The sequence below is a fragment of the Neorhizobium sp. R1-B genome, assembly GCF_004368875.1.
GTDB lineage: Bacteria > Pseudomonadota > Alphaproteobacteria > Rhizobiales > Rhizobiaceae > Neorhizobium > Neorhizobium huautlense.
Genome location: NZ_SOEM01000005.1, coordinates 104,432 through 125,384, shown reverse-complemented (window position 1 = coordinate 125,384; position 20,953 = coordinate 104,432). Strand labels below are relative to the sequence as shown.

Below are 20,953 nucleotides of genomic sequence, written 5' to 3'. Positions count from 1 at the left end.
GTCATCTCGTGAGGCCCCAGAAATAGCCAAGCAGCGCAGCAATGCCCACAGAGGCAAAGGGACGCTCGCGGATCCGTCTTTCCGCATCTTCTTTCAGAGATGACACACCCGCTTTCGCGAGACGTCCCGATGCGCTGCCGACCTCAAGAAGCGATTCCCGCATCCGGGATATCTCGGAGCGCATGGCGTGAAGTTCTTCCTGCGTCCAGGTATCCGGATTGCTGCCGTCGCGTCTATCGATGGCGTCGAGCGCCTCGTCGACCCGTGGAGCCTCCGTCAGAAACGGATCATTTCTGCGTACGACCGACGCCTTGCTGCTTTGCCTTATGCCCTCTGCCGAAGAAGTCGAGGGGCCTCCTGTGGCGGCAGTACTGGTGACCGTCGACATGGGGTCGGAACCTGGAAAGGTATCCTCAAGCGCCTTGTCCAGTTCACCCTTGCTCTCGTTTGAGAGTTGCCGAGCTTGTTCCTTCTTCATAGATTCAACGGCTGGCGAAATTTTCGAATTATCTGGCATGGCGCGCTCCTTGGTTGCCAGATAAATTCGCCTCGTCGTCCCTTGTTCCGCCTTTCATTGCCGAGGATCGGAAATCTTTCCTCCCGCCCGCTTCAGGCCGCAAAGCGAAAGCAGGGGCGAATAACGGTGACAAGGGTAAAGGGCGGACCGCTACGCGTTTCCAGAGCAGACGCTGAACATCGTTGGCCGAAAGCCGTATCCAGAGCCGAGTGATATGCGAGGGAGACCTGGCTTGTTTGCCGGAACTCCCGTTGTCGATCAGGCTGCGACGGGTTCTGCCGGCGCCTTTGCACCTGTCATGAAAGCGACCGCATCCGACATCGTGTATTCCTTCGGATTGATGACGGTCAGCCGTTTGCCGAGGCGATGGATGTGGATGCGGTCGGCGACTTCGAAGACATGAGGCATATTGTGGGAAATCAGCACGATCGGCAGACCGCGCGACCGGACGTCGAGGATGAGTTCGAGGACCTTGCGGCTTTCCTTTACCCCAAGTGCAGCGGTTGGCTCGTCCATGATGACAACCTTGGAGCCAAAGGCCGCGGCCCGCGCGACGGCGACACCTTGCCGTTGACCGCCCGACAGCGTTTCGACCGCCTGGTTGATGTTCTGGATCGTCATCAAGCCCAACTCGGAAAGTTTGTCGCGCGCCCGCTTTTCCATCGCCGGACGATCGAGCATGCGAAACCAGCTGCCGAGAACGCCGGGTTTGCGGATTTCGCGGCCGAGGAACATGTTGTCGGCGATCGAAAGGGCCGGAGAGAGCGCGAGGTTCTGGTAGACCGTTTCGATGCCGGCTTCGCGTGCTTCCATCGGCGACTTGAACTGGACCTGCTGGCCCTCAAGCCTGATTTCCCCTTCGTCCGGCGTGACCGCGCCGGATATGGCCTTGATCAACGACGACTTTCCAGCGCCGTTGTCGCCGATCACGGCAAGAATTTCGCCCGGGTAGAGATCGAAATCAGCATAGTCGAGTGCGGTGACCCGTCCGTAACGCTTGACGAGGCCGCGAGCTGAAAGAATGGGTTCGATTGCCATGTTACACCGACACCTTTCTGATCCACTGGTCGACCGCAACGGCCGCGATGATGAGAACACCGGTCAAAAGAACCTTCCACTGCGGATCGGCTCCGAGCATATTCAATCCCATCGAGACCACGCCGACGATCATTGCGCCAAACAAGGTACCCAGGATGGAGCCACGCCCGCCGAAGAGGGAGATGCCGCCGATCACAGTCGCGGTGATCGCCTGAAGGTTATAGTCGGTGACCGCAGCCGATGGTGAAATCGATCCATTGCGGCCGATCGAGACCCAGGCCGCAAAGGCTGCGATCACGCCGGAAATCGTATAGACGGCAAGCAGAACGCGCTTGGTCTGGATACCGGAAAGCTTTGCCGCTTCGGGGTCGTCGCCAACGGCATAGACATGCCTGCCCCAGGCCGTGTGATTGAGAATATACCAGAGCGCCAGAACAAGCAGGACCATGGCAATGACGCCCAGCGTCAGTACGGCGGTACCAAGTCTGAAACTGACAGCGAATAGATGCAGCAGAGGTGCCTGGGCGTCGACATCGGCATCGCGAATGGTTTCATTTGCCGAATAGATGAAGTTCGTCGCCATGACGATACTCCAGGTGCCGAGCGTCACGATAAACGGCGGCAGCTTCATAAAGGCGACGAGGAAGCCGTTCAGCAGGCCGCAAAGCCCTCCGGTACCCATGCCGATCGCAATCGCGATGGGAGTGGGAATTCCGTAGGTGATTGCGCAATTGCCCATGATAACGGCGGAAAAAACCATGATGACGCCGATCGAGAGATCGATGCCGGCCGTCAGAATGACGAGCGTCTGCGCAGCCCCGAGAATGCCGACGATGGCAATCTGCTGGAGAATGAGCGTCAGCGTATAGGACGAGAAGAACCGCCCGCCGATCGTCAAGCCGAAGATGATGATTGCCAGCACCAGGACGATCAGCGGCACTGCCGCAGGCGTCGAATGCAGAAAGTGCTGTGCTCGTTTGAGAAACGAAATGTCGCTGTGCTCGAAAGAGGCGACGTTCTTGTCGCTCTCGTCAAGAACTCGTTCGAATTCCTGTGCTTCAGTCATGTTTCCTCCTCGGCCTACGCGCCGGGCGCGCAGAAGCTCTACCCTTCACCCCGCTCTTCCGTCGGTCGGGTAACGGCCATCGTCGGTTCAAAGCGGCCGGGGATCAAGTCCCCGGCCGGGTTGCCTATGGTATGCGGGTTAGCCCCAGCACTTGGCCGTGCCTTCCTTGGTGTCGATCGACTTGACACCGGACACAGGCTTGTCGGTCACCAGCGAGACGCCGGTATCGAAGAAGGACTTGCCTTCAGTCGGCTTCGGCTTTTCCTTGGTGTCGGCGAACTTCTTGATCGCTTCGATGCCGAGGGAGGCCATCAGCAGCGGATACTGCTGCGAGGTGGCGCCGATAACGCCTTCCTTGACCGACTTGACGCCGGGGCAACCGCCGTCGACCGAGACGATCAGGACGTTCTTTTCCATGCCGACCGCCTTGAGAGCCTGGTAGGCACCCACGGCTGCCGGTTCATTGATCGTGTGAATGACGTTGATGCTCGGATCCTTCTGGAGAAGGTTTTCCATCGCCTTGCGGCCGCCTTCTTCGTTGCCGTTGGTCACGTCATGACCGACGATCCGCGGATCGTTTTCGTCGCCGATCTTGTTCGGGTCCTTGGGATCGATACCGAAGCCCATCATGAAGCCCTGGTCGCGCAAAACGTCGACGGTCGGCTGCGACGGCGTCAGGTCGAGAAAGCCCACCTTGGCCTCCTTGGCCTTGTCGCCGAGCGTTTCCTTGGCCCACTGGCCAATGAGCTTGCCGGCGAGCAGATTGTCGGTTGCGAAGGTTGCGTCTGCGGCATTTGCCGGATCGAGCGGGGTGTCGAGCGCGATCACGAGCAGGCCTGCGTCACGCGCTTTCTTCACCGAGGAGACGATACCCTTTGTATCGGAAGCGGTGATCAGGATGCCCTTGGCGCCGTCGGCGATGCAGCTTTCGATAGCGGCCACCTGGCTTTCGCTGTCGCCATCAATCTTGCCTGCATAGGATTTCAGGGTAACGCCGAGTTCCTTGGCCTTGGCGGTGGCGCCTTCCTTCATCTTGACGAAGAAGGGATTGGTGTCGGTCTTGGTGATCAGGCAGGCGGAAACATCAGCCGCATGAGCAGGTGCAGAAAAGGCTACGCCGAGGGCAAGTGCGCCGAATGCGGCGGAAAGTACGGATTTCTTCATGGTCTCCTCCCAGAGTTAACGCTGTCCGTCACGCGGACCGATGAGCGGCGCAGGCGCCAAATTTGACAGGGTGTCTCCTCCAGCCCGTCCTGCACTCTTACATCGACAATTAAGAACAAATAAAAAGGACCTGTCAATAATTAATTCCGATTGAATTATTTATCCACCGTGCGATAGTCCGCAGCGGAGGAGATTCACGGCCCGGGAATTCCGGGGGTGCGACAACCAGAAATTTTGATCAATGTCCGCGCGGATATTTCGAAATCTGAGGTAATTCGCGGTGGCCGATGATCTGGGAGGAAAGCCGATGACGGTTTCAGATGGCGCGGGTCAGGTCCAAGCGCTGCCGGGCAACCTTACCGGCGGCGCCAACCAGGTGCGTGTCAGAGCCTATAATGAAAGGCTGGTTCTTTCATTGGTGCGTCTGAACGGCTCGATGTCCAAGGCCGACATCACCAGGCGGAGCGGGTTATCGGCACAGACCGTTTCCGTGATCATGCGGTCTTTGGAAAAGGACGGGCTGCTTTTGCGCGGAGAGCCGGTACGCGGTCGGGTAGGCCAGCCCTCGGTGCCGATGCGGCTCAACCCTGATGCCGTCTATTCCTTCGGAGTGAAGATCGGCCGCCGCAGCGCCGACCTGGTGCTTATGGACTTCATGGGCAAAATAAGACGGCAGTATCATGAGACCTACGCCTACCCGCAGCCGGCGAAAATCCTGGACATCATCATTTCGGGTATCGAGCGTATCGAATCGCAGATGGACGAGGCAGAGCGTGGTCGCATCGCCGGAATCGGCGTCGCCGCGCCATTCGAGCTATGGAACTGGGCAGACGAGGTAGGCGCTCCGGAGGGGGCGATGGACGTCTGGCGCAGCTTCGATCTGCAGGGCGAAATTGCCAGCCGTGTACGGCACGCCGTTTACCTGCAAAACGACGCGACAAGCGCTTGTGGTGCAGAACTCGTCTTCGGCGTCGGCCCGGCCTATCCGGATTTCGTGTACTTTTTTATCGGGTCGTTTATCGGCGGCGGTATCGTTCTCAATTCTGCGATTTTTTCCGGCCGTACCGGAACGGCGGGTGCGGTCGGGCCCTTGCCCGTTCGCGGCAAGGCGGGGGAAACGCGCCAGCTGCTTGATATCGCCTCTATTTTCGTACTGGAAAACCTCTTGCATGAACGAGGCATCGATCCGCAGCCGCTCTGGTATTCTGCGGACGGCTGGGTCGATTTTGGAGAACCTCTGGATCTTTGGATTCAGCAGACGGCGGACGCGCTGGCGCAGGCGATCATAGCGGCAGCCTCGATCATCGATTTTGGCGCAGCGGTAATCGATGGCGGTTTCCCCGGCTGGGTCCGCAAACGGATTGTCAGCGCCACTATAGATGCGGTTGGCAGACTGGACCTGCAGGGCGTGATCATTCCGGATATCGTCGAAGGCAAAGTCGGCTCGCAGGCAAGGGCGATCGGCGGGGCCAGCCTGCCTATCTTTGCCAAATATCTCACCGACCAGAGCGTTTTGTTCAAGGAAGTGAGCGGCGCGCCGTCACTGTAAATCCGCTTGCGAGATCACGGAAGCCCATATGTTCTGTGGGATAGCGCGCGTTCGATACCACGCAGTTCGGCAAGCCCTTTCAGCCGGCCGATGGCAGGATAGCCCGGCTGGGCGCCGCGCTTGAGGTCATCGAGAATTTCCTGTCCGTGGTCCGGGCGCATCGGTATCTGGTGATCGGAGCGGCCTTGCGCCTTGCGGCGCTTCTCTTCGACGAGCAGTTCGGCGATGACCGCGACCATGTCCGTATCACCCTCGAGATGTTCGTCTTCGAAAAACGAGCAGGGCGTGCCTTCCTCTTCACGGTGAACGTTGCGCAGGTGGACGAAATGGATGCGCGGCGCGAGACGCCTCACCATCGCGGGTAAGTCATTGGAGGCTCGGACGCCAAGCGAACCCGTGCAGAAAGTGACCCCATTTGCCGAGCTATCGACGGCCGCCAGCATATGAAGGTAGTCCTCTTCACTGGAGAGAATGCGCGGCAAGCCGAGCAATGCCCATGGTGGGTCGTCCGGATGCGCACAGATATTGATGCCGACACGCTCGGCCACCGGCGTGACTTCCGACAGGAAGTCGACGAGATGTTGCTGCAGTTTTTCGCGTGTGATGCCGGAATAGGTCTGCAAAAGCTCGAGCAGTTGCGGCAGCGTATAGCCGTCTGCCGAGCCAGGAAGCCCTGCGCCGATGTTCTTCGAGAGTGCCGTGCGCCGCTCGTCGGGCATTTGCGCAAATCGGACTGCTGCCTTTTCCCGAATGGCCTCCTCGTAGTCTTCGGCAGCGCCGGGGCGCTTCAGGAGATGAAGGTCGAAGGCGACAAAATCGATGAGGTCGAAGCGCATGGCCTTGGCGCCGTGGCGTGCCGTCCAGCGCAAATCCGTGCGGGTCCAGTCGAGCACCGGCATGAAGTTATAGCACACAGTGCGGATGCCCGAGGCCGACAGACGCCTGAGCGTCTCCTGCCAGTTTGCGATATGACTGCGCCAGTCGCCGGTCTGGGTCTTGATGCTTTCGGAGATAGGGACGCTCTCGACCACATCCCAGACCAGGCCTCCGGCTCTGATTTCATCATGACGCTTGCCAATCTCCTCCATCGGCCAGACTTCGCCGGTCGGAATGTGATGAAGTGCACTGACAATCCCCTGTGCCCCGGCCTGGGCTGCGTCCTCTACGCCTACCTTGTCGATCGGACCGAACCACCGCCATGTATGTCTCATCGGAATGTCCTCGGAGGGCCTTTTCAGGCCAGAAATGTAAGTTGCACCTTGCAGGCGGTGGAACGGTCCCCGGCCTGTTCGAAGGCGGCGAGCGCTTGGGTAATCGGGAAAGTGTGGGAGATGATCGGCCGCACGTCGATCCTGCGGCTGGAAATGAGATCGACGGCAGTCGAAAATTCCCTATCGAACCGTTGAGAGCCGATCCAACGCAATTCCTTGCCGACAAGCGCATTGAGAGGAACAACTGTATCACCGGTAACGCCCACCTGAACGATCAAGCCACGAGGCTTGACCGTGGCGATTGCACTCCGAATCGCCGGCGCCGCAGCCGAGCATTCGAAGGCTATGTCGAACTGTCCCTTGTCCTTTTCGTAGACGGTCAGTTCCGCTAGGTTTTTCATGACATTGATGGTGCTGCTGGCGCCCATGGCAGACGCGCGCTCCAGGGCCGCATCCAGGAGATCGGTCACGACGATCTCTGTAGCGCCGGCCTGACGCGCCGCCGCTACGACCAGTGCTCCGATTGGCCCGGCGCCAGTCACGAGCACTCTCTTCCCGGATAAGTCTCCCGCCTGCGTGACCGCGTGGAGGCAGACCGCAAGGGGTTCGGCGCAGGCAGCCTCGCCAGCGCTCACGATCTTGCCCGCGGGATGGCATTGGAGAGCCGGCACGACCAGATAGTCGCGGAACATGCCCTGCGCATGGGGAAGACGCATGGCGCTCCCCATGAACTGCATCTCGAGGCAGTGGATCGGCAGCCCCTCTTTGCAGAAGCGACAATGCCCGCAGGGTCGACTTGGATTGACCGATACCAGGGCGCCGACTTCAACTCCGGAGACACCCGGCCCCAGGGTCTCCACATATCCCGCTGCCTCGTGCCCGGGGATGATCGGTTCTCGCACCCGGACAGGGCCGAAGCCGCCATCCTGGTAATAGTGGAGATCGGAGCCGCAGATGCCGCCTGCCGCCATCCTCAACAAGACTTCGCCTTCGCGAGGAGCCGGAAACGGCCCCTCTTCGATGCGTAGATCGCGTTCGCCATACAGCCGTGCGAAACGTGTCCGCATGTCAGTTCCTCAATTGCCGCGGATAAGGCCGAATTCCGTCGGCAGCCAGAGCGTGATCGCCGGAACGAAGGTGATCAGGATGAGTGCGATGAACAACGGCACGAGCCAAGGCAGGATCGCCATCGTCGTACGCTCCACCGACAGTTTGGCAACGCGCGACAACACGAAAAGCACCATGCCAAGCGGTGGGTGCAGGAGCCCGATCATCAGGTTGAGCGTCATGATCAGACCGAAATGCACCGGATCGATGTCGAACTGGAGTACCAGAGGAAGCAGGATCGGCACCAGAATGGTGATTGCAGCGATCGTGTCGAGGAAACAGCCCACGAAAAGCATCAGGAGGTTGACGAGGATCAGGAAAACCCACTTGTTGTCGGTGATTGTCAGGATCGCGCCGGAAAGCATTTGAGCCGCTTGGCTGACCGTCAGGAGCCAGGCGAAAATCGACGCGGCCGTGACGATGAACAAAACCGAGGCGGTCGTCTCGATGGTATCAAATGTGGCGCGAGCCAAAGTGGACAGCGTCATGGTTCGATAACGCACGAGGCCGAGGAACAGTGACCACAGAACCGCTGCAACCGCCGCTTCCGTTGGCGTAAACCAGCCCATGGTCATGCCGCCGATCAGGATAACAGGCGTCATCAGCGCCAGAACAGCCGAAAAGTCGAAATACCAGTCAAGGGCAAGCAGAACGACCAGCGCGATGCCGACCGCCAGATTCATCGAGAAGCCTGCAGACATCAGCAGGTAGATCAGCAGTGGGACAGCGAAGACAATTACGACTTCCAGGGATGCCGATCCGAGCTGGCGAAGATTGAAAGGCGTGTCGGAACCCCAGCTTTTGATATAAGCGAAGATGGCGACTGTGATCATCATCAGCAGTGTCATGACGACGCCTGGCACGATGCCTGCCATGAACAAGGCGCCGATCGAGACATTCGCCATCATGCCATAGATGACGAAGGGCAGCGACGGCGGGAAGATCGGTCCGAGCGTTGCCGAAGCGGCTGTTACGCCGACCGCCGCCTCCACCGGATAGCCGTGATCCTTCATCGCCTTGATTTCGATGGTACCGATGCCGGCCGCATCGGCGAGTGCCGTGCCGGACATGCCGGAGAAGATGACCGAACCGATGATATTCACCTGCGCCAGGCCGCCTCTCATCCAGCCGACGAGAGCAACGGCAAAGGAGTAGATGCGTCCGGTGACGCCTGCGGAATTCATCAGGTTCCCGGCGAGGATGAAAAAGGGAACGGCAAGCAGAGGGAAACTCTCCACGCCGGCAATCATTCGCTGCGCAGCGATGATGTCGGGGGCAACGCCGTAGAGAACAAGGTAGAGGACCGAGGCTACCGCCATGGAGATGGCGACGGGCACGCCTACGAGCATCAAAACGAGGAAGGAACCAACGAGCAGCAACATGACGATCAGTCCTCGAGCTTCTGGAACATTTCAGGCCGTTCGAGAACGGAATAGCCGCGGCGCAGATTGCCGACGAAAACCTGGATGGAGCGGATGAGCATAAGAGCGAAGCCTGCCAGGACGCTGTAAAAGACGATGTTCCGGGGCAGGTCGATCGTCACCATGCGCTCATGGGCGACAATCTCCACATAGCGCCACATCAGCCAGCAGGCATAGGCGAAGAAGGCGATACGAACGAGATCGACAAAGATCGATAAAACCCGCGCAAATGCTGCGGGAAGATAATGATAGAGCACGTCCACCTGAATATGGCGCGAGACGCGCACGCACATCGCCGATCCGAGGAAGACAACGCCGATCAGGCAGTTGATCGCGATCTCTTCGGTCCAGGCATAGGAATCGTTGAGGACATAGCGAGTGAAGAACTGCAGGAATACGCAGCCCGTCATCAGCCAGAAGACGATGAGCGTCAGCCAATCTTCAAAGCCATAGTCGGCGGCATGCGCCGTTGGTGCGGTATCTTCGAAAGTGTGGGCGATCTCTTCTGCAGTAATCGGGCTATGGATTTCTTTTGACATTGTGGAATCCGGCAATGGCGGGAAAAGGCCGGCCCTACGATCCGCAAGGCCGGCGGCATCACTTGTTATTTGATGGCGCGGATGGCTTCCCAGTCTTCTTTTTTGTAACCGAAGTCTTCCATCTTGGCCTTTTCCATTACGGTCTTTTCGAAGTCCGCCTTGTCGACTTCGGTAACCGCAATGCCCATGCCCTTGAACTTGGCGACCAGTGCCTTTTCGCGTTCGTCGATGATCTTGGTGCCGCGTTCAGCGGCCTCCGCCATGACTTCGGAAAAGATCTTCTTGTCTTCGTCGGACAGGCTCGCCCACCGGCTCTTGGACACGACCGTATTGAGGTGGTCGACGATGTGGCCTGTCAGAACAATGTTCTTCTGCACCTCATAGAACTTCTTGGCCTCGATGGTCGTCAGCGGATTTTCCTGAGCTTCCACCGTACCGTTCTGCAGCGCGAGATAGACTTCCGCAAAGGCGATCGGCGTTGTGTTAGCGCCACAGGCGCGCGGCATGGCGAGATAGGCCGGAACATCCGGAACGCGGATCTTCAGCCCCTTCATGTCGGCGCATTTGGCAATCGTCTTGTTAGACGTGGTGTGGCGCGTCCCATAGTAGGTGACCGCGGTGATATGGTTGCCGGACGCCTTTTCGTATCCCTCGGCAAGGCGCTTGAAGACGTCGCTCTTCGTATAGGCGATCAGATGGGCGGGATCGCGGAAGATATAGGGGAAATAGGTGACGCCGATCGGCGGATATTCACGGGCTGCAAAGCTCGAGCCGGAGATGATCATGTCGACCGTCCCGAGCTTGAGGCCCTGGTTGATATCGGCTTCCTTGCCCAGCTGCGAGGCCGGGAAGACGTCGATCTTGTAGCGGCCATTGGTTCGCTTGTTGATCTCTGCCGCCGCCCAGACGGATTCCGTATGGAAAGGCTCCGAGGTTTCGTAGACATGTGCCCATTTCAGCACCGTCTGCGCCTGTGCGGTCAAGGCCGACGCCAGAATGGCGGCGGTGGCACCTAAGATTGCGGTTAGTTTGAACTTCATTTCTTATCCTCCCAGTTGAAGTCAAATGATGTTGTCACGTTAGCGCGCTGCAGCCGGCCCCCGTTTGGCGAGCGAGGTCTTGTCCTGCTCCTCCGCAAAACTCTGCGACAATCTCTGCTGTGACAGTTCAAGATGGTTTCGCATGGCTGCGCGGGCGCCCTCGGGATCGCCGGCTGCGATCGCATTCCGGATCGCTCGGTGTTCTTCAAGCGCGCTATGCCACGTGTCCCGGTTCTCGAAATAGCCTGCGAGCTTTTCGAAATAGGGCGTCATGCGCATGTCATGGATTTCACCCACGAACCGCTCCAGCGTCGCGTTCGAGACGATGGAGGCCACGGCCGTATGGAAACCGCGATCCAAGGCAAGTGCGGTCGGCCGATCGTCCAATGCATCCGACATAGCACGCAGGTTTTGATCGAGGGCGGCAATGTGGTCAGGCCGGGCTGCGCGTGCTGCTTCTTCCGCGATAGCACATTCAACGATCGAACGCGCCCTGAGCAACTCGAAAGGGCCTTCGATATTTTCGGACGGGATGGGGTTGGGCGGCGCCTGTCGGCGGCAGACATAGACGCCCGAACCCATGCGGATGTTTACGAAGCCTTCCACTTCGAGCACAATCAGGGCTTCCCGGACCGTCGGACGCGAAACGCGCAACATTTCCGCAAGCTCCCGCTCGGCAGGCAGCCGGTCTCCGACAGCAAATTGGCCCCGCTCGATAAGCGTGCGCATTTGATCCGCGGCCTGCCTGTAGAGGCGGCGCGGTGCGATGACCGAAAACATTCAGGTCCTCCCTGGGCGCTCGAGCTCCTCCCGCGCGCCACTGGTCAACTGGCCTTACCAGTCTTTCCGTTTTATATACCCGGTCCGAAAAATGTCAACGGTATGCATAGAACAATATGCACGAAGCTTTGAGCGGTGCTGATATCCGCTATATGCCTGTCTTCGATGGCATCGCTTGGTAGCCGCGGCGTAGTTTTCGGCGCAAAATAAGGGCGAGCTGACGCTCTGCTTCCTGGCGGGAGCCGAAAAGCTGGATGCAAAAACGCCCCTTGGTGCCGATGCGGCCCCAGTGACGGGTCAGGGCACTACCGTGGAAGAGGTCGGCATCCACATTCAGTGCATAAAAGCGATACATGTTACGGGAGGCATCGCAACGGGTGAGAAGCAGCGGATCGTCAGTCATGGGAGCAGAATCGCAACTCGCGATTCAGCCGTCCAACGACTTGATTGAATCGATCGCGGCGGATCGATTCATGATCGTGATGGATCAGTGCAAGAGTGGGCGCAGAGAACGGGCAATGCTCTTCAGAGGAGCAAGGAAGCGCGCCGCCATTTCGGTCGCTGCGACGCTTGCCGCTGGAGCGCCGATGTTCAGGGCGGCAACGACGCGCCCTCGATCGTTCTCGAGCGGTACTGCGATCGAGCAGAGGCCGAGCTCCAATTCCTGGTCGATCACTGCAAAACCCTGCGCCCTGACCCGAGCGATCTCTTCCATCAACTGATCGGGGTCGGTCTTGGTATGCGGTGTGAAGGCCTTGAGGGTGGTCCGGTTGAGCAACTGGCGCGCTTCCTCGTCGGGACGCGCCGCGAGCAACACCCGCCCCATTGAAGCACAATAGGCCGGAAGACGGCTGCCGGGCATCAGGTTGATCGACATGACGCGCTGCTGGGAAGCACGCGCGATATAGACCACTTCCGTTCCGTCCAGCACGCTCGCCGATGCGCTCTGATGAACTTCCTCGGCCAGCCTGTCCAAAAAAGGCTGGACGATTTGAGGTAGTGGGGTCGCCGACAGATAGGCATGCCCCAGCCTCAGGATCTTGGGCGTCAACGCAAAGAACTTTCCATCGTAATCTGCGTAACCGAGCTCGGAGAGCGTCAGCAGACAACGTCTCGCCGTGGCACGGTCAAGCCCCGTCAGCTTCGAAACGTCCGCGATCGAAAGACGCGGCTGGGTTTGCCCGAAAGCTTCGATCACGCGTAGGCCCTTCGCAAAGCCGCCGATGAAATCTGTTTCCCGCATAATTGAATCCCTGCCGTGCCTCCCTTTCCATTTAGCCGATTATTTTTCGACTGTCTCAAGCCGACGTCGACGCACTTCGAGGTCGCTGCGGCCAAGGTAACCTAGCTTTTTTACGGGCGTTTTATAGAGTGACAGCGTCAGGAGGCTGCAAAAGCGGTTACAATAGTTGTTCGATATTTCTTGCCGCCCGCCCAGCCTCCGTTTTGACAATCGTTGTCGAATGGGAGGCAGCTATGCCTAATGATCGTGAGGCGGTCCTGGTGCGGATAACGGGTATGGTGCAAGGGGTCGGTTACCGTGTCTGGACACGCAACGAAGCAATGAAGCTAGGTCTGACAGGCTGGGTTCGCAACGAAACGGATGGGTCTGTAGCCGCTTTGATTTCAGGATCCGGCAGTGCGATCTCGACCATGATCGAACGCTTCAGGCTCGGGCCTTCGGGGGCCTCAGTCTCCCGTATTGAGACGCAGCGGACTGAACTGGCGGAGACACAGAGCGGATTCCTCATCACCGGTTGACAGCGAGCGTCTGTCTGCGCTGCCGGCGGGTATTCGGGCGAGGCGGTGCATCTGGAAATTGCCAATCGACCAGTTGTCTGTCTCCTCTGTGCGATATATGAACAAATATCAAATATCGCACAATCATGTTGACCTCTGGCCCCTCCCAGACCTTAATGCGGCATCTCAGATCCATGGGAGAGAGACCAAGATGGACAAAACAGTCGGGAGCCTGGCGGAAGCCGTTTCCGAAATCCATGACGGCGCGACCGTCATGATCGGTGGTTTCGGCGGTTCCGGCGCGCCGATCGAGCTCATTCACGCCTTGATAGACAAGAGGCCGAAGAACCTCACCGTGGTCAACAACAATGCCGGCAACGGGCGGATCGGCATTGCGGCAATGATCGACGCGGGCATGGTCAGGAAGATGATCTGCTCGTTTCCCAAATCGTCCGATCCGCGCGCTTTCACGGACAAGTATCTCGCCGGCGAGATCGAGCTCGAACTGGTGCCGCAAGGTACGCTCGCCGAACGCATTCGCGCCGGCGGCGCCGGTATTCCGGCCTTCTATACGCCGACCGCTTACGGGACCGAGCTTGCGCAAGGCAAGGTAATCGCCGAATTTGACGGTCGACATTACGTACAGGAGCGCTGGCTGAAGGCTGATTTCGCAATCGTCAAGGCGCATTTCGGCGACAGTTACGGCAACCTGACCTACAACAAGGCCGCCCGCAACTTCAATCCGCTGATGTGTATGGCGGCTGCCAAGACGATCGTACAGGTCTCGAAGATAGTGCAGGCTGGCGAAATCGATCCCGAGCATGTGGTCACGCCCGGCATCTTCGTGGATCGGGTCATCGAGGTGGAAAATCCCCAGCAGGAAGAAGAGCTCATTCGAGCCGGAGTGGCCTACGTATGACAGTCGATACAAGCTGCATCAATACGCGGGAAGATATCAAGCTTTCCAACGCCCAGATCGCTTGGCGTGCCGCTCAGGATATTGCTGACGGTGCCTATGTCAATCTCGGGATCGGTTTCCCGGAAATGGTGGCCCGTTACCAGCCGCCGGGCCGACAGGCGATCTTCCATACGGAGAACGGTATCCTGAATTTCGGCGAAGCGCCCGCCGCCGGTCAGGAAGACTGGGACCTCATCAATGCAGGGAAAAAGGCGGTAACGCTGAAACCGGGCGCAGCTTTCTTCCATCATGCCGATAGTTTCGCCATGGTGCGCGGCGGCCATCTCGACGTTGCAATTCTCGGCGCTCTCCAGGTCGCTCAGAACGGGGACCTTGCCAATTGGCGGGTCGGTTCAAAGGGGGTGCCAGCCGTCGGTGGGGCCATGGATCTTGTCCATGGCGCAAAGCAGGTGTCGGTGATCACCGAACACGTCACAAAAAACGGTGAGCCGAAGCTGGTCGAAAAATGTACCTTCCCTCTAACCGGGGTTGCCTGCATAACCCGTGTCTACACGAGCCATGCCGTCGTCGACGTGGTAGGCGGCCATTTCGTCCTGCGCGAAAAGCTAGCCGGCATGACCGTGGACGAATTGCAGGCAATGACCGGCGCACAGCTTCATATCGAGGGGCCTGTAGGCGATCTCGTCGTGCCTGAACTCTAGGAAGAGATGATGACTGAAGCGTTTATCTGCGACTATATCCGCACTCCCATTGGCCGCTTCGGTGGCTCGCTTTCCTCCGTCCGTGCTGACGATCTTGCCGCTATCCCACTGAAGAGCCTGATGGAGCGCAATGGTTCGGTCGACTGGGAGGCTGTCAGCGACGTGATTTACGGCTGCGCCAATCAGGCGGGTGAAGACAACCGCAATGTTGCCCGAATGGCGGTTCTGCTCGCCGGACTGCCGGTTTCGTTGACCGGGACGACGATGAACAGGTTATGCGGCTCAGGCATGGATGCCGTGATCACTGCTGCCCGCGCTATCAAGGCGGGCGAGGCGGAATTGATGATTGCCGGCGGGGTGGAAAGCATGAGCCGGGCCCCCTTCGTGATGCCGAAGGCGGAGACTGCCTTTTCCCGCAATGCCGAGATTTACGACACGACGATCGGCTGGCGCTTCGTCAACCCGTTGATGAAGAAGCAGTATGGCGTCGATTCCATGCCGGAGACCGGCGACAATGTGGCAATCGATTACAAGATTTCCCGCGAGGACCAGGACGCATTTGCAGTGCGTTCGCAGGCGAAGGCGGCTGCCGCGCAGGAAAACGGGCGCCTGAGCAAGGAAATTACCCCGGTCACTGTACCGCAGAGAAAAGGTGACCCGGTTGTCGTCGGCAAGGACGAACATCCGCGTACGACCTCGATCGAGGCGCTTGCCAAGTTGAAACCCGTCAACAAGATCGAGGGCGGCACGGTGACTGCGGGCAATGCATCCGGCGTCAATGACGGGGCGGCAGCGCTGATCATCGCTTCGGAAGCCGCAGCGAGGAAATATGGCCTCACACCGATCGCCCGGATCCTGGGCGGTGCGACCGCCGGCGTTCCCCCGCGCGTCATGGGGATCGGTCCGGCGCCGGCAACGCAGAAGCTTTGCGCGCTCTTGAAGCTGACACCGAAAGATTTCGACGTGATCGAGTTGAACGAGGCCTTCGCGAGCCAGGGAATTGCTGTTCTGCGCGAACTCGGGCTTGCGGAGGATGCTGATCATATCAACCCCAATGGCGGCGCGATTGCGCTTGGTCATCCGCTCGGCATGTCGGGCGCCCGCATTTCCGGTACGGCCGCGCTCGAACTGTCCATCCGCAAGGGCAGATACGCCTTGGCCACGATGTGCATTGGCGTCGGGCAGGGGATTGCCATAGCGCTGGAGCGCGCCTGATTTTTTGGATTTCCCTTCCCGAAAGGGAGGGGAGGAACGTCCCTAAGCCTTGGCGAGAAGCCGACTCTCGACCACATCGATGTCAGGCGGGCTGAAACAGTTCGACCAGATTTCCCGAGGGATCGACCGCCAGAATCTGCGAGCCTCCCGGCCCCGTCACGATGTCGTTGCGGAAGTTGACTCCGGCTGCAGTAAGCCGCGCCACCTCCTGGGCGAGATCGCCGACGACGAGATGAATGCGGTTCCAGCCCCCGGGACGTGGCAATTCCCCGTCCGGCATAGGCCGCCCCGCTGAACTTGTCCGGCCACTGAGCAAGAGCCGTAATGCACCCAGCTTCACATCGGCAAAGGCCGGCAGATGAAGGGAAAGCAGCGTAAACCCGAAACTCTCCGTGTACCACCGTACCGAGGCTTCCACATCATCGACCATATATCTGACATTCACCAATGCCTCTGACATTCCGGCCTCCTCGCGCCTTTGGGTTGAGTGCATCTTCAATTGGACGGTTTAGCCTCGTAGAAGGCCCTTACATTCGTCGCGAAACCGTGTCGGGAATCGGGACGGGTGTAGAACATGTGCCCGCCTCGATACAGCTGAAGCTCCGTCCTGCCAGCCGCGAGCGCTGGCGGCAGGTGGTCGATAACATAGCGACTGGCGCCGTAAGGCGTCAGGGCATCGCTGTAACCGTGGGCGACCAGCAACCGGAAAGTGGAAATAGTCGAGAGCAAATCACGAATATCCGTTGAGGCGCTCGCAAGGGTGCGGCTATCTCCCCTATGCCCGCCGTTCCATTCCCAGCGGCGGTTCACCTCCTCGTTCAGAAGATTGTAGGTCATGTCGCTCGCAAAGCCCAGTTCATTACGCGCATAGGCGGCGAATGCAGAGCCGTAGGCACGCGTATAACCATCCAGTATCGGATCGTCATTACGGCTGTAGACGTCTTCAGGATAGGCATCAGGTACCGCGTAAGATGCGTCATAAGGGCTGACGATCCGGCTTTCGCCTGCCATCTGCTTGGCATAGATGTCACCGACGAAGCCGCGTGTGCGGGCAATGGCCTCCTTCGAAATGCCGGTAAGCGCAGCAACCCGGTTATAAAGGGAATCCGCAGCCGGTCCGGTGGGAAAGGGGCCTGCGAGCGAAGCAAGATAGTCATGCATCGCAAACCGTTCGACTTCGATCAGCCTGTCCGGGGTAAAGGCGTTTTTCTGCTCGAGTTCGGCTGCCGCAAGCGAGGGAAGCTGCAGCGCTGCGCTCAAAGGGTCGTCCGAATTGGCGAGGAAGCGCCCTTCTATCATCGGCGACAGCATGATGATGCCGGAGGTTAGGATCCCTTGTGTGTTCTTTAGCGAAACAGCCACCTTGGCGGCGCGGAAGCCTCCATAGCTTTCGCCCAGCAGGTATTTCGGCGCTTCGAGCCTATTATTCTTCTGGACATAGAGAGCAATGACTTTGGCTAAACTGTCGGCGTCTTGGCGAACGCCGTAAAAGCTTTTTGCGGCGTCGTCGCTGGCGGGGCGGCTCCAGCCGGTACCGACTGGGTCGATCAGCACCAGATCGGTAAATGCAAGCCAGCTTTCCGGATTGTCCTTGAGGGCGGGCGTTGTGCCGTTGTCGCCGGTCTCACCGAATTCGAGGATCCGCGGGCCGACGAGACCCAGATGGAGATAGGCGGAAGACGCGCCGGGACCGCCATTGAACACGAAGGTGAGCGGGCGGTCCGAGGTGCCGTTCTTGGCGACATAGGCGGTGTAGAAGATCTTTGCGGAACGGGTGCCGTCCTGACTAAAGAGATCAAGCGTACCGGCCGTTGCGGTATATGGGACCTCTTCGGAACGCCCCTTGAACAGGAGTTCCTTCGTTGCGTCAGCCGGGATCAAAGCGAATATACCGCCGGCGGCGCCTTGTTCCGTCGAGTGGCTAGGTTCGCGGGGTTCGTCCGCGTTCGGCTGCTGTTGTGCAGAAACCGGCGAACAAAGAGCCAGAAGCACGACGATGGGCGCAACGAGATGGTGAAACTGCAAAACGGAATCCTCCTGGCCAGCCCAGGCTTATGTAGGGTCTCTTGTCGATCCGTAAAACTCAACTCCTTTTGATTGGCCGATGGAGGGGAACACTGATCTTGAAACGGAAACATTTTTTCCTCATATTGATCCACAAGATGTCAAATTTTGAAAGGAATGCGCTCAATGCCTGCCCATGCCTTTGAAGTCGGGGCGGCGTCCTTTGGTGCTCCGCAATCTTCATTCCTTTCGCCGCGGCGGGTGTCTGATCTGCTAGGCGTGACTCACGCCGAGTTGGCAAAGTTGATCGGTGTCGCCCGCAACACTCTGACGGCCAAGAGCGGAGCCCGTAAGGTGGATGCTGCGTTGAGCCCCGTTGTCCGCATTCTCGCGATGGCGAGCGAGATGGCGGGAGACGAAAACCGCGCGGCGATCTGGTTCAAGCATCAGCCCATCCCGGGATGGGCCGGCAAGACCGCCTATGACCTGGTGGGCGAGGGCAAGGCGGACAAGGTTCTCGCCTATCTGGAAGCGGTGCGTTCCGGCGTCTATGCCTGACGCCGGTTCTGCCCCTTTGGTGCTGTGGCGGGCTTATGTGCCGCGCTGGGCCCATGCACCGCTTTCCGGGGAGGGAGCGGCGCGTTTTGGCGGGCGCTGGAATCCCGTCGGAGCGCCGGCCATCTACGCTGCGCTCGAACTGTCGACTGCATGGGCCGAATACAATCAGGGGTTCGTCCAGCACCCGGCCCTGATCGCTCAACTGCGGCTAGAGGGCGCGCGATTGGCCGACCTCAACAATTCCGAAACCCTGGCGGAATTCGATATCGAAGAGACCATACATCGATGCGAATGGCGGGCCGACCTGGATGCCGGGCGGCTGCCGGCGACCCACGCCCTCAGGGGAAGGTTGATGGGATTGGGGTTTGACGGCGTCGTCTATCCGTCCTTCATGTCGCCCGGGGGCACCTGCGTCGCGCTTTGGCGCTGGAACGGTGCGGGACTTCCCAAAATCGAGGTCATCGATCCGGAAGGGCGTTTGCCGAAAGGGCCAGCTTCCTGGCTGTAGCCCAGCACCGCGAGCAAACGTCCATCCTGCGGTGTGACAGATGCCTCATCCTGATCCTAAACCGGTGGCTGGAGTCGGATGCATGCTCAACCTTAGCATTCAAAGTTTAGGATAATGTAATATTTTGGGATGAATGATGCGTCGAAACAAAAGCGGCGGACATGCAGCAGGACAATCGGATCAAATCGCACGTCACATTCGTGCTCACATTGTTGACGGCATTGGCTGCGGTTCTCATCGCAGGCTTTGCCTGGCTTGCATCGACAAAGGTCGACGACATCGCCATGGAGCGGCAGAAGGACTTCGTCAAGCAAGGCCTTGATGAGCAGGTGAGGGCCGTGGCGCGGGAGTTGGAAAGCGTCACCACCTGGGATGATGCCGTGCTTTTCGCCCCCACCGGGCCGCGCGAATGGGTTTCCTACAATCTCGGCATTTGGATGCATCAATATTTCGGCCATGACCGGACCTATGTGTTCAATCCGCAGGACGAACTGGCTTATGTTGTGCGGGACGGCAAGGATATCCCGGTTCCCACATTCCTCAATGATGCCGAGTCGGTGACCGCGCTGAGGGACGCCATTCGTCTAGTCCTGCGCAAGCGGGCCAGCCAGGAAGATGTTGCTCAACCGGAAATCGCCGAAATTTTCGAGACCAAGATCGTCAACATCGACGGCCATCCCGCCGTTGTCAGCGCAAGACCGATCGTACCGAGTTCGGAGAAAGTGTCCCTGGCTCCTGGGCAGGAATATGTCACCGTTGCCGTAAAATTCCTCGACAGTGCCGTCGTTGGTGAGATCGGCCGCTATGCACGGCTCGACAAATTGCACTATGCAAGCGCGTCGCCACCGTCCCTGGCGGCGGTTCCGATCGTCTCGACGGCGGGGCAACCGCTCGGATACCTTGTCTGGGAGCCGATCCGTCCGGGCATGATGCTGATTGAACAGATCGCGCCTGCCGGTCTTGCCGGCGCCGTCGTGGCAATGGGCGTGGTGATCTTCCTTGGTCGGGGTTTGCACAAGACTTCCGTCGATCTATCGGAAAGCCGGCTCGCGTTGATGCGCCACCGGGACGAGCTGGAGGAGACGGTCAAGCTCCGGACAATGGAAATCGAACGGCAGCGGGAAGAGCTTGACCGGCTTTTGGCCCAGGAACGTCACGTGAATGCCCTGCAGCGCCAGTTCGTGGCAATGGCCTCCCATGAGTTTCGCACCCCGCTTGCCGTCATCGATGCCGCGGCACAGCGCCTATCCCGCGCCAAGGCCAGCAGCAAACCCGATTATGTCGCCGAAAAAGCGGCCCAGATACGCTCGGCAGTCTTGCGTATGGTCGATCTTATGGAAAGCATATTGTCTGCGGGCAGACTGGAAACCGGAAAGGCAGAGATCAAGTTGGAGCGGTTTTCGCTAACGGACTTGATTGAGAGCTGTTGCGAACGCCAAGCCGAGATCCGTAAATCGCACGTCTTTCACCGGGATCTGGTTAAATTGCCAGAGACGGTTCTTGCCGATCGCGCCGCAATCGAGCAGGTCATTACAAACCTTCTGTCCAATGCCACCAAATATGCTCCGCAGGCACCGGACATTCATATTACTGCCTGGTTGCAAGACCGGATGGCGGTCGTGTCGATTGCCGATGGCGGCATCGGCATGGATGCCGAGGACCTGCCCAAGCTCTTCCAGCCTTACTATCGAGCCCGTAGCGCGAGCGGTATCGCGGGCACCGGCATCGGTCTCAATATCGTCAAGCAGATTATCGACCTTCATGGCGGCTCCGTTTCCGTTGAAAGCTCTCTTGGTAAGGGAACGACGTTCACCGTTGCGCTTCCAACCGACGGACCTCTCGCCAATCTTGTCAAACAGGCAGCATAAGGAATGCC

The 20,953-nt window shown here is 59.0% G+C and carries 22 protein-coding genes; 8 read left to right on the top strand and 14 right to left on the bottom strand.

All coding sequences use genetic code 11. From position 1 onward, the window contains the following. Position 1: 1 nt before the first annotated feature. The 4 genes from EDE05_RS09670 to EDE05_RS09655 form a co-directional block, all read right to left on the bottom strand. Positions 2 to 517 (bottom strand): hypothetical protein, encoded by a 516-nt coding sequence (locus tag EDE05_RS09670; RefSeq protein WP_112797804.1) that lies wholly within the window; start codon positions 515 to 517, stop codon positions 2 to 4. 258 nt (positions 518 to 775) lie between these two features. Continuing rightward, the gene (locus EDE05_RS09665) at positions 776 to 1,555 is read right to left on the bottom strand and encodes an ATP-binding cassette domain-containing protein (RefSeq protein WP_105371154.1); all 780 of its coding nucleotides are present in this window, start codon (positions 1,553 to 1,555) and stop codon (positions 776 to 778) included. A gap of 1 nt (position 1,556) precedes the next feature. Further along, the gene (locus EDE05_RS09660; RefSeq protein ID WP_112797807.1) at positions 1,557 to 2,621 is read right to left on the bottom strand and encodes an ABC transporter permease; all 1,065 of its coding nucleotides are present in this window, start codon (positions 2,619 to 2,621) and stop codon (positions 1,557 to 1,559) included. 138 nt (positions 2,622 to 2,759) lie between these two features. Continuing rightward, positions 2,760 to 3,785, bottom strand: coding sequence for a sugar ABC transporter substrate-binding protein (locus tag EDE05_RS09655; protein WP_112797809.1), 1,026 nt, complete (start codon positions 3,783 to 3,785; stop codon positions 2,760 to 2,762). Positions 3,786 to 4,092: 307 nt separating this feature from the next. Here EDE05_RS09655 and EDE05_RS09650 point away from each other — a divergent pair, with 307 nt between their 5' ends. After that, positions 4,093 to 5,334 carry an ROK family transcriptional regulator gene (locus tag EDE05_RS09650; RefSeq protein ID WP_112797811.1) on the top strand — a complete coding sequence of 414 codons (1,242 nt, stop codon included), beginning with the start codon at positions 4,093 to 4,095 and terminating at the stop codon, positions 5,332 to 5,334. A gap of 14 nt (positions 5,335 to 5,348) precedes the next feature. Here EDE05_RS09650 and uxuA read toward each other — a convergent pair whose 3' ends face one another. From uxuA to EDE05_RS09610, 8 genes are all read right to left on the bottom strand, one after another. Then, positions 5,349 to 6,545: a mannonate dehydratase gene (uxuA, locus tag EDE05_RS09645; RefSeq protein WP_112797813.1), complete on the bottom strand. Its 1,197-nt coding sequence runs from the start codon at positions 6,543 to 6,545 to the stop codon at positions 5,349 to 5,351. 23 nt (positions 6,546 to 6,568) lie between these two features. Continuing rightward, positions 6,569 to 7,612 carry an L-idonate 5-dehydrogenase gene (locus EDE05_RS09640; RefSeq protein WP_112797815.1) on the bottom strand — a complete coding sequence of 348 codons (1,044 nt, stop codon included), beginning with the start codon at positions 7,610 to 7,612 and terminating at the stop codon, positions 6,569 to 6,571. A 9-nt stretch (positions 7,613 to 7,621) separates the two neighbouring features. Next, the gene (locus EDE05_RS09635) at positions 7,622 to 9,034 is read right to left on the bottom strand and encodes a TRAP transporter large permease (protein ID WP_112797817.1); all 1,413 of its coding nucleotides are present in this window, start codon (positions 9,032 to 9,034) and stop codon (positions 7,622 to 7,624) included. A 5-nt stretch (positions 9,035 to 9,039) separates the two neighbouring features. After that, positions 9,040 to 9,612, bottom strand: coding sequence for a TRAP transporter small permease (locus EDE05_RS09630; protein WP_112797819.1), 573 nt, complete (start codon positions 9,610 to 9,612; stop codon positions 9,040 to 9,042). A gap of 65 nt (positions 9,613 to 9,677) precedes the next feature. Beyond that, a complete protein-coding gene (locus EDE05_RS09625) occupies positions 9,678 to 10,652 on the bottom strand; it encodes a sialic acid TRAP transporter substrate-binding protein SiaP (protein WP_112797821.1) in 975 nt (324 codons plus the stop codon). Between the two features lie 39 nt (positions 10,653 to 10,691). Then, complete coding sequence (locus EDE05_RS09620; protein ID WP_112797823.1) at positions 10,692 to 11,432, bottom strand: FadR/GntR family transcriptional regulator; 741 nt, start codon at positions 11,430 to 11,432, stop codon at positions 10,692 to 10,694. Between the two features lie 148 nt (positions 11,433 to 11,580). Beyond that, on the bottom strand, positions 11,581 to 11,835 hold the full coding sequence (locus EDE05_RS09615; RefSeq protein WP_134100731.1) for a WGR domain-containing protein: 255 nt from the start codon (positions 11,833 to 11,835) through the stop codon (positions 11,581 to 11,583). An 84-nt stretch (positions 11,836 to 11,919) separates the two neighbouring features. Next, positions 11,920 to 12,675, bottom strand: a complete 756-nt coding sequence (locus tag EDE05_RS09610; RefSeq protein ID WP_134100728.1) for an IclR family transcriptional regulator — start codon at positions 12,673 to 12,675, stop codon at positions 11,920 to 11,922. Between the two features lie 233 nt (positions 12,676 to 12,908). Here EDE05_RS09610 and EDE05_RS09605 point away from each other — a divergent pair, with 233 nt between their 5' ends. The 4 genes from EDE05_RS09605 (at position 12,909) to pcaF (ending at position 16,007) form a co-directional block, all read left to right on the top strand. Further along, positions 12,909 to 13,193, top strand: coding sequence for an acylphosphatase (locus tag EDE05_RS09605; protein ID WP_134100725.1), 285 nt, complete (start codon positions 12,909 to 12,911; stop codon positions 13,191 to 13,193). 190 nt (positions 13,194 to 13,383) lie between these two features. Then, on the top strand, positions 13,384 to 14,091 hold the full coding sequence (locus tag EDE05_RS09600; protein WP_134100717.1) for a 3-oxoacid CoA-transferase subunit A: 708 nt from the start codon (positions 13,384 to 13,386) through the stop codon (positions 14,089 to 14,091). Next, on the top strand, positions 14,088 to 14,792 hold the full coding sequence (locus EDE05_RS09595) for a CoA transferase subunit B (protein WP_112797835.1): 705 nt from the start codon (positions 14,088 to 14,090) through the stop codon (positions 14,790 to 14,792). The genes EDE05_RS09600 and EDE05_RS09595 overlap by 4 nt, the downstream gene beginning before the upstream one ends. A 9-nt stretch (positions 14,793 to 14,801) precedes the next feature. Beyond that, complete coding sequence (pcaF, locus tag EDE05_RS09590) at positions 14,802 to 16,007, top strand: 3-oxoadipyl-CoA thiolase (protein WP_112798021.1); 1,206 nt, start codon at positions 14,802 to 14,804, stop codon at positions 16,005 to 16,007. A gap of 82 nt (positions 16,008 to 16,089) precedes the next feature. Here pcaF and EDE05_RS09585 read toward each other — a convergent pair whose 3' ends face one another. Together EDE05_RS09585 and EDE05_RS09580 are read right to left on the bottom strand one after the other, a co-directional pair. Continuing rightward, entirely contained in the window at positions 16,090 to 16,467 is a 378-nt protein-coding gene (locus EDE05_RS09585) for a VOC family protein (protein WP_105371139.1), read from the bottom strand. 35 nt (positions 16,468 to 16,502) lie between these two features. Next, a complete protein-coding gene (locus tag EDE05_RS09580; protein ID WP_245519876.1) occupies positions 16,503 to 18,032 on the bottom strand; it encodes a carboxypeptidase in 1,530 nt (509 codons plus the stop codon). A 165-nt stretch (positions 18,033 to 18,197) separates the two neighbouring features. On the opposite strand from EDE05_RS09580, the gene EDE05_RS09575 reads away from it, so the two are divergent. From EDE05_RS09575 to EDE05_RS09565, 3 genes are all read left to right on the top strand, one after another. Further along, complete coding sequence (locus EDE05_RS09575) at positions 18,198 to 18,569, top strand: antitoxin Xre/MbcA/ParS toxin-binding domain-containing protein (protein WP_105371138.1); 372 nt, start codon at positions 18,198 to 18,200, stop codon at positions 18,567 to 18,569. Next, positions 18,562 to 19,077 (top strand): RES domain-containing protein, encoded by a 516-nt coding sequence (locus tag EDE05_RS09570; RefSeq protein WP_105371137.1) that lies wholly within the window; start codon positions 18,562 to 18,564, stop codon positions 19,075 to 19,077. The genes EDE05_RS09575 and EDE05_RS09570 overlap by 8 nt, the downstream gene beginning before the upstream one ends. A gap of 161 nt (positions 19,078 to 19,238) precedes the next feature. Continuing rightward, positions 19,239 to 20,945: an ATP-binding protein gene (locus EDE05_RS09565; RefSeq protein WP_105371136.1), complete on the top strand. Its 1,707-nt coding sequence runs from the start codon at positions 19,239 to 19,241 to the stop codon at positions 20,943 to 20,945. The last annotated feature ends 8 nt before the right edge of the window (positions 20,946 to 20,953 follow it).